The 21,554-nt window shown below is 41.0% G+C and carries 24 protein-coding genes, 1 tRNA gene and 2 pseudogenes; 9 read left to right on the forward strand and 18 right to left on the reverse strand.

Annotated elements, in window-relative coordinates; all coding sequences use genetic code 11:
* Nucleotides 1-226 precede the first annotated feature (226 nt).
* The 4 genes from ACFILA_RS05875 to ACFILA_RS05890 form a co-directional block, all read right to left on the reverse strand.
* Nucleotides 227-493 (reverse strand): hypothetical protein, encoded by a 267-nt coding sequence (locus ACFILA_RS05875; protein WP_375660816.1) that lies wholly within the window; start codon nucleotides 491-493, stop codon nucleotides 227-229.
* A 111-nt stretch (nucleotides 494-604) separates the two neighbouring features.
* Entirely contained in the window at nucleotides 605-748 is a 144-nt protein-coding gene (locus ACFILA_RS05880) for a hypothetical protein (protein ID WP_375660830.1), read from the reverse strand.
* Nucleotides 749-1,414: 666 nt separating this feature from the next.
* A complete protein-coding gene (gene murA / locus ACFILA_RS05885) occupies nucleotides 1,415-2,710 on the reverse strand; it encodes a UDP-N-acetylglucosamine 1-carboxyvinyltransferase (protein WP_273790844.1) in 1,296 nt (431 codons plus the stop codon).
* A 176-nt stretch (nucleotides 2,711-2,886) separates the two neighbouring features.
* On the reverse strand, nucleotides 2,887-3,039 hold the full coding sequence (locus ACFILA_RS05890; protein WP_273790845.1) for a hypothetical protein: 153 nt from the start codon (nucleotides 3,037-3,039) through the stop codon (nucleotides 2,887-2,889).
* A gap of 176 nt (nucleotides 3,040-3,215) precedes the next feature.
* Here ACFILA_RS05890 and ACFILA_RS05895 point away from each other — a divergent pair.
* Nucleotides 3,216-3,290: transfer RNA gene (locus tag ACFILA_RS05895), tRNA-Thr, on the forward strand.
* Nucleotides 3,291-3,292: 2 nt separating this feature from the next.
* Here the strand turns inward: ACFILA_RS05895 and ACFILA_RS05900 are convergent.
* Nucleotides 3,293-3,454 carry a hypothetical protein gene (locus ACFILA_RS05900; RefSeq protein ID WP_375631455.1) on the reverse strand — a complete coding sequence of 54 codons (162 nt, stop codon included), beginning with the start codon at nucleotides 3,452-3,454 and terminating at the stop codon, nucleotides 3,293-3,295.
* A 1,550-nt stretch (nucleotides 3,455-5,004) separates the two neighbouring features.
* On the opposite strand from ACFILA_RS05900, the gene ACFILA_RS05905 reads away from it, so the two are divergent.
* From ACFILA_RS05905 to ACFILA_RS05915, 3 genes and pseudogenes are all read left to right on the forward strand, one after another.
* Entirely contained in the window at nucleotides 5,005-5,742 is a 738-nt protein-coding gene (locus ACFILA_RS05905; protein ID WP_273790847.1) for a hypothetical protein, read from the forward strand.
* Nucleotides 5,743-6,053: 311 nt separating this feature from the next.
* Complete coding sequence (locus tag ACFILA_RS05910) at nucleotides 6,054-6,368, forward strand: hypothetical protein (RefSeq protein WP_375660817.1); 315 nt, start codon at nucleotides 6,054-6,056, stop codon at nucleotides 6,366-6,368.
* Between the two features lie 946 nt (nucleotides 6,369-7,314).
* Nucleotides 7,315-7,551: pseudogene (locus ACFILA_RS05915) on the forward strand (DnaJ domain-containing protein); the annotation flags it as partial.
* A gap of 763 nt (nucleotides 7,552-8,314) precedes the next feature.
* Here ACFILA_RS05915 and ACFILA_RS05920 read toward each other — a convergent pair.
* Complete coding sequence (locus tag ACFILA_RS05920; protein WP_273790849.1) at nucleotides 8,315-9,079, reverse strand: lambda exonuclease family protein; 765 nt, start codon at nucleotides 9,077-9,079, stop codon at nucleotides 8,315-8,317.
* 328 nt (nucleotides 9,080-9,407) lie between these two features.
* Here ACFILA_RS05920 and ACFILA_RS05925 point away from each other — a divergent pair, with 328 nt between their 5' ends.
* Entirely contained in the window at nucleotides 9,408-9,638 is a 231-nt protein-coding gene (locus tag ACFILA_RS05925; protein WP_375660818.1) for a hypothetical protein, read from the forward strand.
* On the opposite strand, the gene ACFILA_RS05930 is transcribed toward ACFILA_RS05925, so the two are convergent.
* The 4 genes from ACFILA_RS05930 to ACFILA_RS05945 all read right to left on the reverse strand — a co-directional run bounded on the left by ACFILA_RS05930 (nucleotide 9,633) and on the right by ACFILA_RS05945 (nucleotide 11,214).
* The gene (locus ACFILA_RS05930; protein ID WP_375660819.1) at nucleotides 9,633-9,815 is read right to left on the reverse strand and encodes a hypothetical protein; all 183 of its coding nucleotides are present in this window, start codon (nucleotides 9,813-9,815) and stop codon (nucleotides 9,633-9,635) included. The genes ACFILA_RS05925 and ACFILA_RS05930 overlap by 6 nt on opposite strands.
* 188 nt (nucleotides 9,816-10,003) lie before the next feature.
* A complete protein-coding gene (locus tag ACFILA_RS05935) occupies nucleotides 10,004-10,192 on the reverse strand; it encodes a hypothetical protein (RefSeq protein ID WP_273790850.1) in 189 nt (62 codons plus the stop codon).
* Nucleotides 10,193-10,194: 2 nt separating this feature from the next.
* Nucleotides 10,195-10,584, reverse strand: coding sequence for a hypothetical protein (locus ACFILA_RS05940; RefSeq protein WP_375660820.1), 390 nt, complete (start codon nucleotides 10,582-10,584; stop codon nucleotides 10,195-10,197).
* A gap of 312 nt (nucleotides 10,585-10,896) precedes the next feature.
* The gene (locus ACFILA_RS05945; protein WP_273790852.1) at nucleotides 10,897-11,214 is read right to left on the reverse strand and encodes an XRE family transcriptional regulator; all 318 of its coding nucleotides are present in this window, start codon (nucleotides 11,212-11,214) and stop codon (nucleotides 10,897-10,899) included.
* 416 nt (nucleotides 11,215-11,630) lie between these two features.
* Here ACFILA_RS05945 and ACFILA_RS05950 point away from each other — a divergent pair, with 416 nt between their 5' ends.
* The gene (locus tag ACFILA_RS05950; protein WP_375643494.1) at nucleotides 11,631-12,701 is read left to right on the forward strand and encodes a YdaU family protein; all 1,071 of its coding nucleotides are present in this window, start codon (nucleotides 11,631-11,633) and stop codon (nucleotides 12,699-12,701) included.
* A 125-nt stretch (nucleotides 12,702-12,826) separates the two neighbouring features.
* Here ACFILA_RS05950 and ACFILA_RS05955 read toward each other — a convergent pair whose 3' ends face one another.
* A complete protein-coding gene (locus ACFILA_RS05955; protein ID WP_375660821.1) occupies nucleotides 12,827-12,985 on the reverse strand; it encodes a hypothetical protein in 159 nt (52 codons plus the stop codon).
* A gap of 109 nt (nucleotides 12,986-13,094) precedes the next feature.
* Here ACFILA_RS05955 and ACFILA_RS05960 point away from each other — a divergent pair, with 109 nt between their 5' ends.
* On the forward strand, nucleotides 13,095-13,403 hold the full coding sequence (locus tag ACFILA_RS05960; RefSeq protein WP_375660831.1) for a hypothetical protein: 309 nt from the start codon (nucleotides 13,095-13,097) through the stop codon (nucleotides 13,401-13,403).
* 101 nt (nucleotides 13,404-13,504) lie between these two features.
* Nucleotides 13,505-15,874: pseudogene (locus ACFILA_RS05965) on the forward strand (toprim domain-containing protein); the annotation flags it as partial.
* Here the strand turns inward: ACFILA_RS05965 and ACFILA_RS05970 are convergent.
* Genes ACFILA_RS05970 through ACFILA_RS05995 form a run of 6 tightly spaced genes read right to left on the reverse strand, consistent with a single transcriptional unit; the run spans nucleotide 15,868 to nucleotide 18,233 of the window.
* Nucleotides 15,868-16,440, reverse strand: coding sequence for a hypothetical protein (locus ACFILA_RS05970; protein ID WP_375660822.1), 573 nt, complete (start codon nucleotides 16,438-16,440; stop codon nucleotides 15,868-15,870). The pseudogene ACFILA_RS05965 and the gene ACFILA_RS05970 overlap by 7 nt on opposite strands.
* On the reverse strand, nucleotides 16,419-17,102 hold the full coding sequence (locus ACFILA_RS05975; protein ID WP_375660823.1) for a hypothetical protein: 684 nt from the start codon (nucleotides 17,100-17,102) through the stop codon (nucleotides 16,419-16,421). The genes ACFILA_RS05970 and ACFILA_RS05975 overlap by 22 nt, the downstream gene beginning before the upstream one ends.
* A 56-nt stretch (nucleotides 17,103-17,158) precedes the next feature.
* Complete coding sequence (locus ACFILA_RS05980) at nucleotides 17,159-17,284, reverse strand: hypothetical protein (RefSeq protein ID WP_375660824.1); 126 nt, start codon at nucleotides 17,282-17,284, stop codon at nucleotides 17,159-17,161.
* 58 nt (nucleotides 17,285-17,342) lie between these two features.
* A complete protein-coding gene (locus tag ACFILA_RS05985) occupies nucleotides 17,343-17,666 on the reverse strand; it encodes a hypothetical protein (protein WP_375660825.1) in 324 nt (107 codons plus the stop codon).
* A 24-nt stretch (nucleotides 17,667-17,690) separates the two neighbouring features.
* Entirely contained in the window at nucleotides 17,691-17,852 is a 162-nt protein-coding gene (locus ACFILA_RS05990; protein WP_375660826.1) for a hypothetical protein, read from the reverse strand.
* A gap of 57 nt (nucleotides 17,853-17,909) precedes the next feature.
* Nucleotides 17,910-18,233 carry a hypothetical protein gene (locus ACFILA_RS05995; RefSeq protein ID WP_375660827.1) on the reverse strand — a complete coding sequence of 108 codons (324 nt, stop codon included), beginning with the start codon at nucleotides 18,231-18,233 and terminating at the stop codon, nucleotides 17,910-17,912.
* Between the two features lie 301 nt (nucleotides 18,234-18,534).
* Here ACFILA_RS05995 and ACFILA_RS06000 point away from each other — a divergent pair, with 301 nt between their 5' ends.
* Nucleotides 18,535-19,104, forward strand: a complete 570-nt coding sequence (locus ACFILA_RS06000; RefSeq protein ID WP_273790862.1) for a hypothetical protein — start codon at nucleotides 18,535-18,537, stop codon at nucleotides 19,102-19,104.
* A 2,191-nt stretch (nucleotides 19,105-21,295) separates the two neighbouring features.
* Here ACFILA_RS06000 and ACFILA_RS06005 read toward each other — a convergent pair.
* Nucleotides 21,296-21,554 (reverse strand): hypothetical protein (locus ACFILA_RS06005; protein WP_375660828.1); only part of this gene is annotated, 259 nt, incomplete at its 5' end.

Consider the following 21,554-nt stretch of genomic DNA (forward strand, 5'->3'; position numbering starts at 1 on the left):
AAACAAAGACAAGAAAAAGCACGCAAATCAGGCGTCATGACAAGCCCTCCTACTCTGTTTTATGAGATGCATTTGCCTCTAGTCCATGGAGTGCTTTATCGGCACCCCATTAACAATGCCATCCTCAGCTTTTAAAGAATGAAGCTACTTTTTTGTTATGGTCGTCTTTTATAGGTTTTCCATGTTCATTTTTTCATCAATTAAAGAGATTACATCGCCCTTTTCATCAATACCCGTGCCCAAGAGTTCTACTAAACTTCCATGGATTGCGAGATTTTAAAGGATTACACTCCGGATTCTTGTCATGTACTATACACCATTCTATGTAAGCAGGGCCATTCTGAAAATCTTCAGGATCATTATAAAGAACTTTTTTTTCAAGTTGATTTGCACCAGACTTTTTCCATGTACCTGCAATCGTTTGAGGCAATTGAGCTTGATAACATCCAATCATAATCAATAAAGCACTCAATAATTTAAAAGTCTTCTTCATTTCAATTTCCTTGAATACTATAAAAGTACATAAATTATTTTATTACCATATTTTTATATTAAAAAACAATAAATACTTTGAATATTTACTATCATTTTGAATATAAATTATTTAATACATTGCTTTGACAATGATAATACAAAGAACACAAATACGAGAGAAACAACAAGCACGAAAATACAAATCCGTCGCCATAACGGGAGCCCCTTGCAAATTCTCTGTTCCAAATTCTCTGTTGCAAATTCTCTGTTCCATGAGACAGTTTCCCTCTCGCCCATGGAGTGCTTTATCGGCACCCTCAAGCGATTGAGTTCTTGAACATGCATAAAACGATTTTCGAAAACCGTCTCTGTAATTTCGTGCGGTTCCCTCAACCCCGTGTTATAAGCGCCGTAAACGACACTGAGAACAATAATCTCTACCCCCTTGTTAGAGGGGCAAAATTCTTCAAAAAAGACAACCATTACGAAAAGAAAAAAGCCGCCACAAAAGCCATCCCCTTGACATACCCTTGAAAGGTGGAGGTTTGAAAGAGCTATTTAGAAAACCATCAAGAATATACGGCTCCAAAATTCCACAAACAAGAGAGTAAATCATTAAAAATGCGCCAGCAAAGCCCAAGCCTAACAAGCCAAGCCCAGCCTAACAAGCCAAGCCCAGCCGCCCCTAAAAAAGCCAAGCATTGTGCTAAAACACCCCCACACAAAGCGCAACCTTAAAGCATGGCCCGCCCAACACAACAGCTCCCCCCAAGCCCAAGCCCAGCCCCACAAGCCAAGCCCAGCCGCCCCTAAAAGCCAAGCATTGTGCTAAAACACCCCCACACAAAGCGCAACCTTAAAGCATGGCCCGCCCACACAACAGCCACCCCCCCCCAAGCAACCTCTCAAAGCCATTCTTTTGGGCATATCTTTGAAAGCTTTACACTGTGATACGTTGGATTTTTGCGCCACAACGGACTAATTTTTCTTCTAATCTCTCAAATCCACGATCAAGATGATAGACACGATTGACGATTGTTTCCCCCTTTGCCGCCAACGCTGCAATCACAAGAGAAACAGAAGCACGCAAATCCGTCGCCATAACGGGAGCCCCTTGCAAATTCTCTGTTCCATAGACGGTTGCCGTCTGCCCATCAAGCTTTATCTGTGCTCCTAAGCGATTGAGTTCTTGAACATGCATAAAACGATTTTCGAAAACCGTCTCTGTAATATGCGCGGTTCCTTCAGCCCGTGTCATGAGCGCCATGAATTGGGCTTGGAGATCGGTTGGAAAAGCAGGATAAGGTCCTGTTTTAATATCAACGGGCATAATTTTGGTGTTCTTTGGATTTCGCTTAACATGAATTCCTTGAGGTTCTATTTGAATCTCGAGTCCTGTTTTTTGGAGCACCTTAAGCACTTTTGTGAGATGATTAGGATTTGCATTTTTAAGAAAGACATCTCCTCCTGTCATAGCAACAGCCATTGCATATGTCCCCGCTTCGATTCGATCAGCAATAACGCGTATTTTTGTCCCTTTAAGTTTTTTCACCCCTTCAATTGTAAGCGTTGTTGTTCCTTCACCGGTTATTTGAGCCCCCATAGCATTCAGGGTTCGAATAAGGTTTGTCACTTCTGGCTCACAAGCCGCATTCTCAAGAACGGTTGTTCCCTTTGCCGTTGTCGCCGCCATCAGCAGCACATGGGTTCCCCCAACAGTGACTTTAGGGAAACGATAGTGAGCACCTTTTAAGCCCCTTGGCGCTTTTGCATGAACATATCCATTTTCGATCGAAATCTGTGCGCCTAAAGTTTTGAGTCCTTCAAGGATAAAATCGACAGGTCTTGTTCCAATAGCACATCCTCCAGGAAGCGAAACATAAGCCTCTGCGCATCGTGCAAGCAGAGGTCCGATAACCCAAAAGCTTGCACGCATTTTTTTCACCAGTTCGTATGGCGCCCGTGTTGTGGCTATTTTTTGCGCCGTAAAATGAATTGTTCTTGAATTCACACATTCATCGTTAAACTCTTGTCCATCAACGGCATATCCCACACCATGATTATTGAGAATACGAATAAGCAATTCGACATCGGCCAGATGAGGAATATTTTCTAAAGTAAGCGTTTCTTCTGTCAAAAGCGCCGCAATCATAAGAGGCAAGGCAGCATTTTTTGCTCCTGATATAGGAATTGTTCCTTTAAGTTTTTCTCCCCCAACAATTTGAATAGAATCCATAGTGTTTTCCCTCTTTTCCTTTGTGCCTGCCCTTCCAAAGGATTGTCCCCCTTCGGGAAGTTATGCTTTATTAATCGTTTTAGAACGCATTCTAAATATGAGAACAAATTATTGAGAAGTTTGGTTGCAAAGCTTCACTAAAAAACATTTTTTTGCATTTTAGAGCTTTTTGCATTTTAGAGCTCTGTTTGTGCTCTTTTTCGGCATTGTTCTTTTCGACGTTTCAGGTTTTGACGCAATTGTTGCGCCAATCTTTCTTGACGTCGTTTTGCTTTTTCATCTTGATGATTCATTTCATTTTGTTTTTGTTTTTGATACATTTGTGTCATTGCGCAACCTTTTAAACAGTGTTGAGCTTCTATCCAAGCAACTCATAACCTTAAATATTTAAGCATATAAGAAACATATGTCATGACATAAGATACGTTTTCTTGCAAGAATATACAAATGTTCTCTTGCCTATTTTCTGACAATATGGCACAAGACAGCGCAAAGATTGAAAAGGGCTGCGGTAGCTCAGTGGTAGAGCACTCCCTTGGTAAGGGAGAGGTCGAGAGTTCAATCCTCTCTCGCAGCACCATTTTATTCTTCTTTTGCCTCTCTCTTCTTTCCCCTATAAGCCTTCTCTATAAGCCTCAATTTTTTCCCCCAGCCTCCATTGGCTTCATCACATCCTCCATCCTTTAAACCATGCGCTTCAATGGCGTCAAAATCAATGGCTTCAATGACGCACTTAATCTCCAAAATGCTTTATGAGCGGCTTTTGAAATTGACACACCCCAAAGAATAGCCCCCCTCCCATTGGCTTCCCCCTTTTTCCTTCCTGTAAGACACCCCCCTTATCCTTCTCTTTGCCAAACCTCACTGTTGCATCTTCTTAACACTTGAGACGGTATAGGCTTTTTTATTTCTTGAATATTTTTCCCCACAAGCTCACCCCACTTATAATATGCAGACAAACGATTTTACTTGTTTCAATATAAGAGCGTTTGAATAAGAAGGTTTGAAATAAGAACATCTCACACTATTTCGGGCTCTCATTGAAATTCAAATTAAATCTCAATAATGAATTATTATAAACTCATTGTTTGAACATATCCCATTGATACCTTTATCCGCCCCAAAACGAATAATCTTATCTTTCTAGCCTCTCTATCCACCTCAAGCAACACAAGTATTCCCTCTAAAAATTAGAATAAGCTTCATCGATCCTATTCGTCATTTACAACAAATCTAACAGAGCCATTTCCAGAACCTCCTCTCAACTCAATTCCTTCCCCATTCTCCCCACCCCTTACCAAAAGAAAAAAACCAAACAGTGATAAAGCCCCCCCTCAATAAAGCTTTCAATAAGTCACCCCACGCTCCCATATGGCAAACATCTCATATGACAGACATCCCCATATACTAGGCATCCCATATACCAGAAAATTGATAGCCCGCCGTTTCAAAGAAGATCCCTCATTACCAATTTTATACACTATGATTTTCCACGTGCTCTAAGCCATCCCTCTTTCAAGACGCTCTTTTTTATACGAATACTTTAATTTATACGGATAGCGTTATTCCTCTTGCAGAAGAACCCTAAGAGCGAAGAATTCTCTTCCCCTCTATTCTATTGAAATCAAACACCCCTCTTCGCTTACAGTTCACAAGGCTTACAGTTCACAAGCAGAAAGATCCGTATGGCATAAAACTTTTCAAGAAAAGCCTACCTTTTATGAAAAGTCCCCCCCACAGTGAATGAGATTATGAATCATCCCAAGAGCTAAAGCCCATGTCGCAATCTTGAGAACGAGCTCAAGATGATACCAACTTACTTTTTCATAAAGTAAAGATGAGGTGTGTAATATTTATAATCTACGAGGTTTTATCGTTACCTCTCACGATACCATTTACAAGCCCCAGCATGAAGTTCACGAACGCCGGTATGAAATGGGCATGAAATGAGTATAAAAAGAGCTTGGAGCAAGATGTCTCTTTAAAACAAGCGCATGACTATGCACAACAAGTATATTTCGTTTAGAGCATTTTGGATATTCCCCACTCCCGCCCTAGAACAAACATTTTGGTGACAGGACCTCCCTTATATTTTCTACTGTCCTTGTCTCCTCTGTCCTTGTCTTCTTCAGCGAATAAAACCCCGCATGTGCGGGGTTTTATCCTGTACTACACCCTTATTTAGATACAGTATGATCACTATCGCTGTTTTCATTAAATACATTTTTTACATATATTTTCAACACAAAAATAACACATATTGATTTATTCAACAAAAATCATTAAACGTTAAAATGATGAAATTATTATTCAAAACGTACGTCATAATATTTATAACGTTTTTTTCTGTATCCCTATTATTGGGTTGTACTCAAGTAAGCGATCTCGCTGAATACGATAGGCTTTACCAAAAATATGTCCATGAAAATTACACTCCTTTAGCATATTCTCAGAAATTAGAAAAAGCAAAAAAAGAGGTAGAATATTTAAAAGCGTATATGGAATGGACTGTAGACATACCCCATGACAAAAGTCAATTTTGGAGGCATTTAATAACATTGCCCAGTAATCCTCCAGAATTCAATATTTTTAAACATTATCACATATTGCTTGTTTTTTGTGGACGTTTTTTTGATTTATGGCAAGGTGATAAAACAATGCCCACACTTACCTTTAACGACTTACCAACAAGACTTAGGGCTTTTAAAGCTAACGGGATGAAATACAGGAAAAATTGGGATTATATAGAAAATATTTTCCTCAACGCAAAGTTTGAAACAAACTTTGATGATCCAATGTTTGCGTACGCAGAAAAATTTTTGGATTCCCCTAATGGCATTAGTCGAAAAGAACAAACTCTCCAGACAGAGCTGCTCATAATAGGCAATGAACTCACTCGTTTTAGAAACACAGCAACAATGTGCGTTATGGCTAGAGAGGTATACCTTGCCATGATGCCCAAAGAAAATGTAAAACCGCCCGTAAGATATAGCACTTTTGAAAAATGGAAGCAGTATTTAAAAAATCTTTAAACGGATAATAAAACGCCTTTCAAAATACTTCTAAAGAACCATTAAGCCCTCTCACAATGACTATAATCAATCACAAAAAGGGTATAAAAAAAATGTTAATTAAACAGTCTTTATTGAGAAACGTCTTAATTATCGCCCTTTTAACAACGCATCTTTTTTATTCTTCAAAGGGATATACTCATTCGAATGAACTATTCTCTTCAAAAGAGATTACAGAAAGAGAGAGATTGTTCCGCATTTTCCTCGTTAATGGAAGTAGTTGATGGTCAGAAAAATTCTACCAAATTCTCTGGATAGAAAAAACATTTTTTTTGGAAAACAAGTGGCGGTTATCGCAACCTCTCTATGAAAAACATGTCAATATAATAAAAAAATGGCAGAATATAATCAAAAAACGACATCATGTATTTAATACTCTGTGTAGCCTTATAGAATTAGAAATAGATGCAATGCGACATGTGAATGAAGCAAAACACTCTAATGAGCATACCCGTCTCTCAAACAGTATGAAACACATAGAGACATATCAAGAGCGTATAGCTAAAAACAAGAAAGAACTTGAGAAACTTGATCATGAAATTGAGATCTTATACAGAGTTATCATAGAGTATACAAAATTACCATAAACTTTGATCTATTCATTCCATAACTTTATGAAAAGTGCTTCTCAAAGGGTATTCTGCATTTTCAAGCATTTTGAACTATCTATCGCCATCTTTAGATACAAAGTGCCAAAGTACATACAATTTGTTTTATTTTACCAACATAAAAATAACATATATTGATTTATTCAATAGAAATTACTTATCAAAGCTCGTTAGAAACAAAAGACAATAAATACCCTATGTTTAAACACTTTATTTTATTTGCTATAGCAATAAGCGCTGTTTTTATTCACGCATCATACAACCCGTGGATGTAGAAAAGACGAATTTTTTGTTGGGAATACTTCTCCGATCAATTGTATTTCCAAAGAATATATAAAACAAAAAATAGAAAAGAAGATATTGGAAAAAGAACGCGAAAGATAATGGTTAGAGCTTGAAAAATTTGCTGTTATTGCTTGTCCAAGTAGAGAGTTTCCTGTTTACCCTGTTTTTTCTATTATCGATTGTATTTCAGAGGAAGAACTCAAACAAAATCGTTTTAATAAAGATAAAATCAATATAATGTACTTATTCATGCAATGGTTTATCGTAGGATTCATCATAACAACGATAACGTCCGTTCCCATTAGTTTACTTTGGCGTTTTAGATTTAAGGTTCCTGCCTGTTTATTTACAATAATGACAACCTTGGCTATTATTGCCGTCCCTTTATATTTGATTTATCGTCTCTCTTTTAATCTATTTTTTTAAAAAATATTTCTAAAATATTAAAAACACCCTGCATTTTTAAGCGTTTTGAACTGTATCTCCTCTCATTTAGAGACAATAGCCCCAAGTACAGCCATGCCATTCAATACAATTTTCACCATACTTTAAACATAAGATAATACCCATTGATATATTCAACAAAAATCAGTTAAGCTATCCTATAAAAATAAGAGCAATACACAAGTAGCAGTATTTAATGATATTAAATGAAGACGATTATTATGGAATTCTTGATGTAAGCTACGCATGCAACGATAAACAGATAAAATCTGCTTTTCGTAAATTAGCTCTGCAATACCATCCTGATCATAATCCTAGTACCGAAGCTGAACAAAAATTCAGAAAAATTCTTGAAGCCTATGAAGTTCTTAAAGATCCTCGAAAGAAAGCTGCTTACAATCAGTTCTACCATAAAACCTTTGAAAACAATCACAAGACCTCTGAAAGAAGTAGAAACCAAGAGAACAGAATAAGAGATAATATAAATATAAATAATATCAAGCGTGTAATTTTCATTACTTGTGGAATAACGCCTCTAATTTATGGTACAATTTCACTCTTTACGTAGAATATACCACTAGGAATAATAAGTATAGGGTTATTAATTCTCATCAGTATAAAAGGATATTTGGTAAAGATTGGTAAATTGATATTCTGGCTCATACTCATACAACAATTTTTAATGTTTACCAGATTTATATTGAAAATTATCTCATGAAAATGCTTTTGAAGAGTATTAAGAGCGACCCACAGTGAATTCATAAAATGTGGTCATTTTTGATTTTCTATAACAAGGTAATGTAGAGAAACATAAAGATTATAATATCTCTATCCGTTCTTTCCCTATTCTCCCGTTTTCCCCACCCCTTTATTTTCTTCCACAATCCGCCCGCCACCCTTTCCCCCAACAAGCCCACTTGACTCCACACAGACTTTTTCTCATGCTCCTACATTCTTTTCCCCATATCGGCTAAAAAACTCCCCCCCCTTAATCTTCCCCCTTATCTCCCCCCCTTAACACGCAACACAAAAGCTCCCAGCCCCCTCGGATCTCGACGTCTAAACATCTGTCTCACTTCTCCCGTAAAACATCTCCTTCCATTTTCCAGCATGCTTTACCTATCACTCCAAGCTCCCTACTTGCGTGCCCAGAAAACACAAAAAACCGGCTCTTTTCTCCCTCTGCTCTTTCCTTTTTATAGAACTTTGCCTCTCCTCAACGCTGCACACGATCCCTTTCTTGCCCGCCTCATTCTTGTTTTGCCCTCCAGCAGACGCTTTGTCTTCATTCCAAGCACCCTTTCTTCCCCCTCCTTCAAAGCAATTTCTGTCCTTAGATGAAAACCTGTCCCAACACTCTTAATTTGCTGTACCATCTTCTCCAAAGCCTCATTAAAACGGCTAATTTCATTTTCAAGCTTGCAAATATACGCTTCATCACGATAAGCCCGTTTAATCAAAGGAGGCATATCCGGCCAATAGAGCATTAAATCCACCCATTCGCGTTGAGAAATCCATAATCCCCCTTGACATTGTGCTTTATGTTCTGCTGGAAAATTCTTTTGCATGAAATGAGGGATCAAAATTTCAGGTTTTTTTGTTTTAATTTCTAATAAGCCATTTTTTCCCACAAAAGCATCGGGGGAAAATCCTTGTCCGCGATCATCAGCCAAAACAAAGCCAATACATTCAGGTTCTGTATGTGTAAGTTCCCCATAAAGCTGTCGTGCGATTGGTTCTAATTCTGTTCCACGTCGCTGAGAAAGCGTTGTTCCTTCCTCAACGGTTTTTCCTGTAATTCTTTCTCCCGCCAATTTCATCATCACACTCTGATAGCGTGAAGTTTTTTGCCCCTGTTTTTTTTGTGCCATAACCATCTCAAACAAAGAAGCTGTAATCAAACCATTACGCACTTTCTGCCATTCTTCTGTTCCTTGAATACAATCGATAATAATTGGCATGACCTTTCTCCCCTTCATCTTTAAAGTGTTTTTTGCAATATATCCTCTTTGAAACATTCATATTTTTAAAGCCTGTGTCCCTCACACGGACTAAAGGCGACAACATCCTTCAATGCATCCTTCAATATTGTGCCGCTGAAAACACAAAAACTGCTGCCCCCCTCAACATCCCCCCTCCGCAATTTCTCATATATAGGCTCTTTTTTTCATGCCCCCCTTTCCCATGTCGGCTAAGAAAACCCCCGCAAAGCTCCCCCCTAAGCTCCCCTAAGCTTCCCCTAAGCTTCCCTCCAAGAACGAAAGCATAACGCACACCATTGTCACCGCAATGAAAAAGCACTTGGACCCTTTCATTGCGGCGCTCCCCCAGCACGCACCACAAAAAACTCCCAGCCCCCCCGTTTGTCCCAATACGTCTAAACAAGCTTTAACGACCTCCCCCGTCAAACACCTTCTTCCATTTTCCAGCATGCTTTACGTATCATTCCAAGCTCCCTACTTGCGTGCCCCGAAAACACAAAAACCGGCTCTTTTCCCCCTTGAACGTGCTTTTTTATAGGTTGGAACCTGTCTGTACTGCTGCTTCTCTTCCCCCTAAGCCTTCATTTTTATTTTCCAGCATGCTTTCCGTGTCACTCCAAGTCACTGAATGACGACCTTGCCCCACCATTGCCTTATCCCCCAATGAACCAGCCAACAACTGCCCCCCCACACACAAGCGCCCGCAATTTCTCATATATAGGCTCTTTTCTTCATGCCCCCCTTTCCCATGTCGGCTAAAAAAACCCCCGCAAAGCTCCCCCCTAAGCTCCCTTAAGTCCCCCCTAAGCTTCCCTTCCAAGAACGAAAGCATAATGCACACCATTGTCACCGCAATGAAAAAGCACTTGGACCCTTTCATTGCGACTTCCTTTTTTAACCCTGCTATTGCACGACGGAAAAATCATGGCGGCAATATTCTTCCTCCAATTTTTTTGCCATAGACTGAGCCACCTCTTGCGATATAAAAAGTATAGCGTTGTGTTTTTGTGGTTCGAGTCTGATTAAATTTCGCATATTTCCAGCATAATAAAGTGGAATCCCTTGATAAGAAGTCTTGAGATAACTTGGCATGTTTACCACCAATAATCTGTCAAGACATCACATGGGCGTAAACGATGTTGTTTTTCATAAGAGCCATAGAGATTATCTTCATAATCGCAAGCCGCTCTTTCATTTAAACAAGCATGATAAGCTTCACTATTCAAAATGAAGGGCTGCAATTGTGTATTTTCTTCATTCATTTCATGATTTTCGACATAAAAATCAGCGATTTGTTCCGTAACATCTTCAGCATGAGAAGTTGTCAGATCGAGTCGTAAAACTCTATAAACAGTTTCACATTCTTCAATCAGTTCGAGCACCTCTTCGATTTCGTCGATTGGTCCTTCATAAGTACCAGGATTTTCCTCTTCGCATAAAACGATAATGATTTCATCCTCTTTAACGAATGAAATATTTTTCATGATTTCCCCCTTTAGATAGTTGATAAAGCATAGCCTTGTCTTGACAAGACTAAATATAGCGTTAGTCTTATCTCCTCTATAGGAGAGATGTCAACCATTTTATCCTTCATAAAAGATATATTTTAAATATCTACGGGGTTCAAATGACATATGTAAATAAAAATCTATTATTCTTTGTTCCTCTCATGCCCCTTTGTTGTTCTCTATTTGTTCTTACAAAATTGCAATTATAAACACACAGGAGAGATAAAATGAGTGACATAATATTAATAAAATACTGGAGTCGCCTTGATTCAAAAGCACAGAAGGAAGTTATTTTGAAGCTTCGTCAATTGGCCGCCGCAAAAGAGTCAAAATCGCCTGTCTCTCTTGCGGAGAGAGTTTCGAAATAAGCTCTATAAATTCTTTATCTTCAGGGCTAGCCCCTTTACCATAAAGAATATAATTCATACTGATATTAATTTCGTGACAAATTCGCGAGAGAGATTCGATTGTTGGTTCTTTTCCTTCAGAAAGAATAGAATGAAGGTACCCCGCGCCTTTACCGGCAGCGAGGGAGATAGATCTTTTTGACCGCCCACTTTTTTCCAAAGCGATTCTTAATCTTTGACGCCAACCATCGATATTCATAATTTCACCATATAGCGCGTCTTTTTAAAAAAACACGTCCTTTTTATAAAACGAGCTTGCATTATCCTCTAAAAAGGATAAAATTAAGGAAACAAATTTTACTTTTTCGGGGGAAATTTTTTTATTTTTGGATCATAAAAACACTTTAACCACCCTACAGGATATAAAAGACCACTCTCCAAAGCTTCTGCCCAAAAGCAAGTACGTTGAGAATGTGTGGTATTCTTTATTTTTTCCATCACCGCAATCTTAAATCGTAAGTTTGCATGCTCTTCAAGCACAGCCAATCATTTATAAGCGTCGTAAAGAAGCCTCTAGTCATCATCGAACAGAGCCAAAAGCAACACAAGTTAAATCCTTATTTGAGCTTTTATCATCAATAAAAATGTATAAAAAAGAAGAAAGTAGATTGCAGTATGAAACACGCTAATCAACAAGAAACTCCTCATTATGAATCGTCTAGGCTTCCATATGTTTGTTGGTATCAAAATGACTTTCTAGGAGGTGTACGTGGGATGCGCGCACACGAAATTGGAATCTATACGATTCTTCTCAATGAAATGTATGCCCGTGGACGACCTTTAGAAATATCGAAAGAACGTTTAGCGCGTCTTTGTGGTTGTGACAAGCGAACTTTTGTTAATGTTTTAGAAATGCTCATCCAAGAGGGTAAGATTTTAAATTTAGCCAATGGATTATGGAACAAGCGTTGCGAAAATATTTTTCAAGAGCGTGAAAAATTGCTTGAACAAAAATCCTTTGCGGGTCGTTCTTCGGCAAAAAAACGCAAAAAAATCAATGCAGAGATGCAACAACTGCTTAACGAAAGTCCAAAAGATGCTGCACAAAGCTCAGAAGCTCAAAAGACAGAAGAAAAGGAAACACCTTACGGTGTTTTAGAAAAGAAAATTTTGTTTGATGAGACAGAGCCTTGTTTTTCCTTCGAAGAGAACTTTGAACAAAGCGATCATCCATCCCCCTCATCGGCTCTTGATTCACCTCTCTCTTCCCCTCCACAAGAAGAAGCGGAGCAAAAAAACGCCCCCTCTTTAAACGCTCCCCAAGCCGAGTTTACCTCCGCCCCTATCGCGCAAATTGTCACGGGGGAAAAAACAAAATCCGCCACCACTCTTCCCCCCAGCAATCTTTCTGCCTCCATCCCGCTTTGCACCAACAAAAAAACCACTTCCTCAGTTGCCAAAGGGCACCGTCTTCCTGAGCATTGGCAAGCAGACATCAAGGCGGCAGTTTCAGAAGGTTTGAGTGAAAGCCAAGCCCATTGGCAAGAAAAGAAGTTTCGCGACTATTGGCAAGCCAAGAGCGGCAAAGAAGCTCTCAAAGTAGACTGGCAAGCCACATGGCGCAACTGGTTTCGCCGTGAGATCGAACGGCAAGAACAGCAAAAACAGGGAAGCTCCTCATCTTTCATCTCTGAGAACAACGACACCCTTTACCGCAGTTTGATCAACTATAATGACAATTTTTGACATCACAAAAACAACGTATTTTTCAAGCACGCGCGGGGATAAAAATGTTTCAAAACCACAACAGCATCGGACAAAATAACACAGAACAAAACAAAGGGCGGCAAAACAACACTTGGATAGGCGATTCACACAGCAAAACGCGTCAACATCGACCATTTTGCTCTCATCACAAAAGCCGTTTTCCCCACACAAGGACATCCACAGGCACCCCAACACAAGGCACTCCAGCAGGACACTCCAGCATGCACCACACCCTCACAGGCATCCGCCCCACCTTCTTGCATCCTTCCTCCTTTCCCCTTCCTCCTTTTTCTCAAGGCACCACTTCCCATGCTCTTGGCAAACAAACACCAACACAGCCATTTCAGAAAAACTCAATGAAAAGCAAACTCTTTGGCAACAAACCCACCCCCTCCACACAGACACCCCAACACATGCCACCCCAACAGGACACTCCAGCATGCACCACACCCTCAAAACAGGCATACCCACCCCGCCCTTCTTGCATCCTTCCTTCTTCACCCCCTTCCTCCTTTTTCTCAAGGCACCACTTCCCATGCTCTTAGCAAACAAACACCAACACAGCCATTTCAAAAAGGTTTGAGTGAGAGTCAAGCCCTTTGGCAAGCCAAGAGGTTTCGCGACTATTGGCAAAAAAAGAGCGGCAAAGAAGCTCTCAAAGTAAACTGGCAAGCCCCATAGCACCACGGGACTTTACGATCAGATCGAATGGTGAGAACAGCAAAAACAGAGTCCTCACCTCCCACATCTTGAGAAAAACGACAATAATATCACGAATGATCATGAGCACAATTTTTGAAATCAAACAAAAACTTATCTCACAAGCCGATAAAATAGTAGAAATGCTTCTTCCCCAAGGGCACAAACGAGGCAACAATTGGATTGTAGGCAACACACGTGGTGAAGCGGGTCAAAGTTTATCGATTTGCTTAAGTGGTAGTAAAGCAGGACTTTGGTATGATTTTGCAGAAAGCACAGGAGGAGATCTTTTAGACCTTTGGTGTGAAGTCAAAGGCATTAGCCTCTCTCAAGCCTTAGAAGAAGCACGCGCGACTCTCAATTTGACACGCCCCAAACCCTTTATGGCGCCCCATCGTTCCTATCGCCGTCCACCGGTTCCTACAGGGCAGAGCCCGCAGAATCTTGTAAAAACCTATCTCCATGAAGAACGCCGCATTCCTCTAGAGATTATAAAGCGTTACCGCATAGGAGAAAATGGCGAAAAAATCATTTTCCCCTTTTATAAACCCGACGGCACCCTTGCTTTAGTCAAAGAACGGCTTGCGCAAACGGGAGCAAAAACCAAACCAACAGCCTCCCAATGTGAACCGATTTTATTTGGTTGGCAAGCCCTTTACCCCACAAACCACCCCTCCACGCACACATCCCAGCAGGCAACCCAGCACACATCCCAGCAGGCATTCCAAAACACACCTCAGCAGGTACCCTCAACCAACCCCACCTCCACAAAGGCACCCCAAAACACCGCCACAATCAACCCCGCCTCCACGCAGGCATCCCCGCACACATCCCAACAGGCAACCCAGCACGCACCTCAGCAGGCACCCCAAAACACACCCCAGCAGGTACCCTCAACCAACCCCGCCTCCACGCAGGCATCCCAAAACACCGCATCAACCAACCCCACCTCCACGCAGGCATCCCAAAACACCGCCTCAACCAACCCCACCTCCACACAGGCACCCCAAAACACACCCCAGCAGGTACCCTCAACCAACCCCGCCTCAACCAACCACGCCTCCACGCACACATCCCAACAGGCAACCCAGCACGCACCTCAGCAGGCACCCCAAAACACCGCCACAACCAACCCCACCTCCACACAGGCGCCCCAAAACACCGCCTCAACCAACCACGCCTCCACGCACACACCTCAGCAGGCACCCACGCACGCGCCCCAACAGGCGCCATTCCCCAATTTTTCTTCAACAAACCGTACCATTGTTATCACTGAAGGAGAAATTGATGCGCTATCCTTAGCCGCCTATGGATATCCGGCGGTTTCTGTTCCCTTTGGAGGAGGCAGTGGAGGAAAACACAACTGGATTGAAAATGAATTTGATCATTTAGAATCTTTTGAAACGATTTTTTTAGCCACCGATATGGATCCGCCCGGAGAAGAAGCAGCCCGTGAGATTGCCAGCAGGCTTGGACGCCACCGTTGCTACCGTGTCCGTTTACCCCTTAAAGATGCCAATGACTGTTTAACCGCAGGGATCGATAAAGCCACCATAAAAGCTGCCTTTTCCTCAGCACAAAGCTTTGCACCAGAAGGTTTACGGCGCGCCTCAGACTATAAAGATCAAGTGATTGGGCTTTTTTGGCCAGAGCCTGAAAAACATCTTGGTTATACGGTTCCCTATCCTAAACTGAAGGACAAATTGCATTTCCGCCCAGCAGAATTAACGCTCTGGAGTGGTGCGAGTGGTGCAGGTAAAAGCCAATTATTATCAGACTGTATTCCCCATTGGATTGCACAAAAGAGTCGCCTTTGCTTAGCTTCTCTAGAAATGAAAGGAGAACAATCACTTCGCCGTTTAACCAAACAAACGGGCGGCTTAGAACAGCCTACAAAAGAGACAATTGAACGGATTCTTCATTTTTTAGACGAAGGGCTTATTCTTTATGAGCATGTTGGCAAATCGAGCGTAGATACCTTGCTTGAAGTCTTTGACTATTGCCGTGCGCGCTATGGCTGCGATCAATTTATCATCGACAGTTTGATGCGGCTTGGCATTGCCTCTGATGATTATGCAAGACAAGAACAAGCGGTTTATAAAATGGTTGATTGGGCTGTTTTAAACAATGTGCATATTCACCTTGTCGCCCATGCTCGCAAAGGCGGTCTGGATAAAGATATCCCCAGCACAGAAGACATTAAAGGCGCCTCAGAAATTGGTGCCAATGCCTTTAACATCATCACCATTTGGCGCAATCGGTCGTTGGAAGATAAAATCTTTGCCGCCTCTCTAGCACAAGAAAAAGCAGATTTAGCAAAACGCCCAGGCGTTATTATGAATATTGCCAAACAACGTTCTGGTGATTTTGAAGGCAAAATAGGGCTTTGGTTTGATCCCCAAACCTACCGCTATCGCTGTTCTTTTGAACAATCATTCCCTCGACGTTATCTGTAATACCCCATAAACCCCACTCTCTTAAAAAACGCCACCGCCTTCACACGCGCACGCCTTGCTCCCACAGAAACAACAGGAAGGATCAATCCACAAATAATGAAAAACACCCAATCCTTCGCAAACCAAAGCCAGCTCAACCCCATATACTCTGCTCCCAAAGGCAAACAAAAAAAGATCGCTCCAGCAATGGCGCAAAACACCAACCCCTTCAATAACCACAAACAACGCGTCACCACTCCATTTTGTCGCCCCCTCATATGCAAAATCAAGAACCACTCCAACAGTACAGCAAACACGATCCCCATCAAGGACAATAGTCCCCACGGTATGTCCATACTCTCCATCCCCAAAAGAGCTAAAAAAAGGACGACTCCTAAAATACCGTAAAACAGCACTTCCTTCAAAAAGAGGAAAACACCAAAAATACAATAAAACGCCGCCCGCCACCACGGAATATCGAAGCGCTTGGAAAGCCTATAAGTACAAATAACGACAACAATAAAAAGGTAGGAAACCACCAACAACAGCAAAAAAACACCCCCTACCTCAAGAACCAAGCCCATAGAACACGCGCACACCTTGCTCCCTCACAAACAAAAGGAAGGGTAAATCCAAAAATGAATAAAAACACCCAATCCTTCGAGAACCAAAGCCAGCTCAACCCTAGATTCTCTGCTCCCAGACGGGTAAAACAAAGGAGAGTACCCAAAATGCAGGAAAACAGCACAAAATTCAAAACACGCAACGACCTCTGTAACACCGTATCACCTTGCTCGCGTATAAAGAACCCCAAGAGCACTTTCAACAATACAGACAAGAGCAAAACCTTTAAGAATACCGCCCTTATGCTATCCATATCTCTGACACCCACAGCAGCAAACCACAGGATAAAGCCCATCATGCAACAAAACATAACCGCCTTTAAGAACACTTGCCAAGCAACAGGCATGCTCTTGACGCCCAGATGCACCAAACCAAGGACAGTTGCAAAAATGCAAGAAAACACCGCCCCCTTCAAGAGCAGCTCCCCGTCAACAGCGCGCCTGCCCACGCCCACATAAATAAAACCAAGGTAGGTGGCAACAACGCCATAAAGCACCACCCATCTCCAAAACATCCCCCCTGTAACAGAGCGACGCTTTGCTCCCACATAAATAAAAATCAAGGCCAGAGCAAAAAAGCAGAAAACCCCCAACAACAGCCAAAACATCACATCGTTCGACATCAAATACCCCTCACAGAAAGAACATCAAAGACCAAGCCCGTGGGACAGAAAAATGCTCATTTTTTTAAGCCCCCCAACAGTACACGCACACACCGTACCCCCTCCAGAGCAAAAAAAGGAAAAAGTCCAACAACGCCGCCAAACACCAGAAACTTCAAAAACATGTCCCGCGCAACCACCATACGCCCCGCTCCTTTATTAAGTAAAAATCAGAGACCATGCCAAAAATGCAGCAAAAGATCAATCCTTTGCAAAGAATGAAAGCCTAAACCCAAGACGTTTTGCCCCTAGACAAATAAGCCCAAGGATAAGACCAAAGACAACGCCAAAAAGAATGTAAAAGACCCACTTGTTTGAGAACCACAACCAAGTCAAACCAAAGTGCTCAGCTTGCGCATAAACAAACTTAGAGGTCACGCCAACAAAGAATGCAAGCACCCCACCCTTAAAAAAGTCCTTCCTTGTAAACCCGAAAAACCTTATTCCCGCATAAATAGAAACAAAGGCGAGAACCAAAGGACAGAAAAGTGCCAACCACTGCAAAAACATCAAATCGTTCGACATCAAATACCCCTCACAGAAAGAACATCAAAGACCACGCCCGTGGGGAAGAGAAATGCTCATTTTTTTTAAGCACCACCCCAACAGTACACGCACACACCGTACCCCCTCCAGAGCAAAAAAAGAAACAAGTCCAATAATGCCCGCAAACACCAACCCCTTCAAAAACATGTCCCGTGCAACCACCATACGCCCCGCTCCTTTATAAGTAAAAATCAGAGACCATGCCAAAAATGCAGCAAAACATCAATCCTTTGCAAAGAATGAAAGCCTAAACCCAAGACGCTTTGCCCCTAGACAAATAAGCCCAAGGATAAGACCAAAGACAACGCCAAAAAGAATGTGGAAGACCAACTTGTTTGAGAACCACACCTGAGCCAAACCAAAGTGCTCAGCTTGCCCATAAACAAACTTAGAGACAGCGATAATAATGAAGCTCAACGCCAAATTTTTTAAAAAAGCCTTCCTTGTAACCCCGAAAAACCTCATTGCCGCATAAATAGAAACAAAGACAAGAGCAACAAAGCAGAAAAACCCCAACCACAGCAAAAAAACCAAATCGTTCGGCATCAATATCCCCCACAGCAGTAAAATTAAAGGTAACGCCCATCATGCAAAAAAATGCCAATCCTTTCAAGAAGCAAATCCACGCGAGACAACACACTTTTCCCCCATACAGTCTCCCCTATAAACCCCTCTCCTATAAAACAATGACAACACCCACAGAAAGCGACCCCTCACCCTTTTTTTGAAACTTCCCCTCACGCAAAAAGCAGACATAAAAACGTATCCCTCAACAAGCATACAACAGCACAATCCCGTTTCTTTGCATAAACATAAAGAAGCAAACGATAATTTTTAAGGAGATGCTATGACCCATAAGCAGAAAAAAAATATGCAAACCTGCCCGCTTGATCATCAAAATCAAGAAAAGCACATTGGTCATTTAAAGACGCAAGAAATCCCTGTTGAAACGCGTAATCCTTATTTTAAACCCAATCATCGAGAAAGTTCCAGCAACCCGCGCACCATCAATGCCATTGCCAATGCACAAAGCCATCCCATTGCACTTTTATATGCGAAAGGACATCTCAGCAAAGCCCAATATAAAGCGGCAGAACGTTTTTATTTTTACTGGCGTCAAAGCCAAGCCGATCTCCACATGAGCCTTGACTACACCCGTGAAAAGGTTTCCTGTAGCCAAGGGTACATACACCCCATTGAACGTCAAATAGAAGCCTCCAATCATTTAAGAACAATCAAAGTTCAACTGGGTATTCTTGGCTATTCACTGCTTGAACGCGTTATCGGCCATGGACAAGCGATAAAAGAATTAAGTTCTTCAAAACGCAAACAAAACTCCCTTGCCGATCATTTACGAGATTGTTTAGACTTGCTCGCATTTCATTGGGGATATGCAAACCATAAACATTTTGAATAATCCCCCTCCTCGCCATTTTAAGCGGCCTCCCATGTTGCCCCCGCCCCTCTAAAGAAACCTCCCCCACACAGGCTCAAGCATTGAGCAGCTCTCGCCCCCATTTTCATTACCTTGCCCCCCACACCCAAAAGGACAATACTTCACCCCCCACACATACTTAAGATACACCCCACACTCTTAAAAACAAAAAGCCTTCCCCATATCAGTCCTATAATCATGAGGGGCTCTTAATTCGTTTTTGATTGAAGAATATTATCAAGATGCTTGCATGCATCATAATATTTTTAAATATAGTTTAATTAATATCGAGTCTTAAAACAAATATTCAATTGAAAAAAGTATTAAGTTTTAATGCAAAATGACAAAATTTTTTGTAAAAAGTATTTTTTATATTGCTATTTTTTCAATTCTCTGCTAATTATAATGCGGTAGGTTCTTTAAGTATGATTTTTTGTATTTAGTACGGCCTTTTGAATTTATTCTTTTTTGACACGTCCTGCGAGTCAATGTTAAAATTCTCCTGCTCTTTGGTCCTCTAATTGCGACGGAGGACTTTTTTTTATAACTGTACTTTTTTATGACTGTATTGTCTTAAATCACTTCCTTATGAGCTTTGTTATATTCCTCCATAAGGTCTACCCGCAAAATAGATCATTCTTTTGTCAAATTGACTTGCGTTTCATTCTCAAAGAACAAAGATTCTTAACTCAATCTGATTTACAAACAGCTTGGATACACTTCTCTCTTGGCTTCCATTCACTCTTGGCTTCCATTCACTCTTGGCTTCCATTCAGGGATTTTCAGCTAAACTCAAGGCGCAACAGAAGCTTGCTCTGTCTTAAAGATTCACCACGCCCTTAAAAAAACACTTAAAACATATCCAAAGAAGCCTGCTTCATATCACCAAACTTCAAATGACAGTGTTTTACGACATAACAGAATGACTTAACTACTGGATAACTTTCTTTATCGCATAGTCCACCAACAGGTTGATGTATCACGGTAATAGTTTGATTTATAATAATAATTTCCAGTTATCCATATAAAATTTAAGAGACCCGGATATCATAGGGATTCTCTCATTTTAAATTTATTTCATGTTGCATCAATCAACACCTTGTCTTTTCCACATTACAAACATGAGAGACATATGAAATAAAACACTAGCAAGATAAAGAATCAAAATGCCTCTTATGAACACGCTCAAGAGCCAAAGGCTGTCATCACATGAGGCGCGAATAGTATGATAGTGCAGGCTTTCCCCTTATGAGATTTTAAAGAAGGGCTTATCCACTTCGCAAGAGATTTCTCCATTATCCCATTCATCAATATCCCCATTCATCAACATCCCCATTCATCAACATCCCCATTCATCAACATCATTGTGATGATAAGACAACATAATGTTTTTTAAACAAGTACGTAAATGTGCAACACAAATATATTCTATTTAGAACATTCTGTTTTACATGATTCGCGTAAAACCCCATTAAAAACAAAATCTCTATGAGAAAAAATCTAAAGCGTGAGGATAAAAACATGAAGCAAGCGTGATTCCATTCAGCTATTGCTCTTTAACCGTCAAACCAAATAAAAATAGATCCGGCCAAATAAAAATAGATCCAGAAAGTATGTTAATCTTCCTACCTTAAGAGATAAGCTAAGAATATAGACAACATCTCTCCTAACATTCCCCTTTTTCTAGCATCGCGTAAGAATCAAAAGTTATACAGCTTATTTTGTCATATTATAAAGCACTGTTTTTTTAAGGCGGTATTGAAGCAGTTAAAACAATTGAAGTGTTTAGCCAACGCCATTAGCAAAGCTAAAAAAAACAAACTGTTGAAAAGCCGTGCATATCTTGTGTAAACACAAAAAAAACAAGAAAAAGGCACAAAAATATCTTAATTTTTATAAAAATGCTCAGCGTCTTTTACGATTGTATTGACGAACAACCCTTATCACATAATCATCTTAAATATTGAGAATAAAGAATGAATAGCCCTCGCAAATACAGCAACCTATCAATAAAAATATAAAAACAAATCTTTTGGTTATCTCTGTTTCTTATGGAATATGCCTTTCCCTATGGATGCACTTTAGCCTCCAAAGAGTGCGTTCAATCCATGGAAAGGATGCACTCCAGCCCTTAAAGAGTGCATCCTTCCCCTCAACGGAAACTGCCGAACCCTCATAAAGGCAGTATCCAATCCATGAGAGGATGCACTCTAGCCCTCAAAAAGAGTGCATCCTTCCCCTCAACGGAAACTGCCGAACCCTCATAAGGCAGTATCCAATCCATGAGAGGATGCACTCTAGCCCTCAAAAAGAGTGCATCCTTCCCCTCAACGGAAACTGCCGAACCCTCATAAGGCAGTATCCAATCCATAAGAGGATGCACTCTAGCCCTCAAAAAGAGTGCATCCTTCCCCTCAACGGAAACTGCCAAA

This window comes from Bartonella sp. CL71SXKL, from assembly GCF_042194935.1.
Lineage (GTDB): Bacteria > Pseudomonadota > Alphaproteobacteria > Rhizobiales > Rhizobiaceae > Bartonella.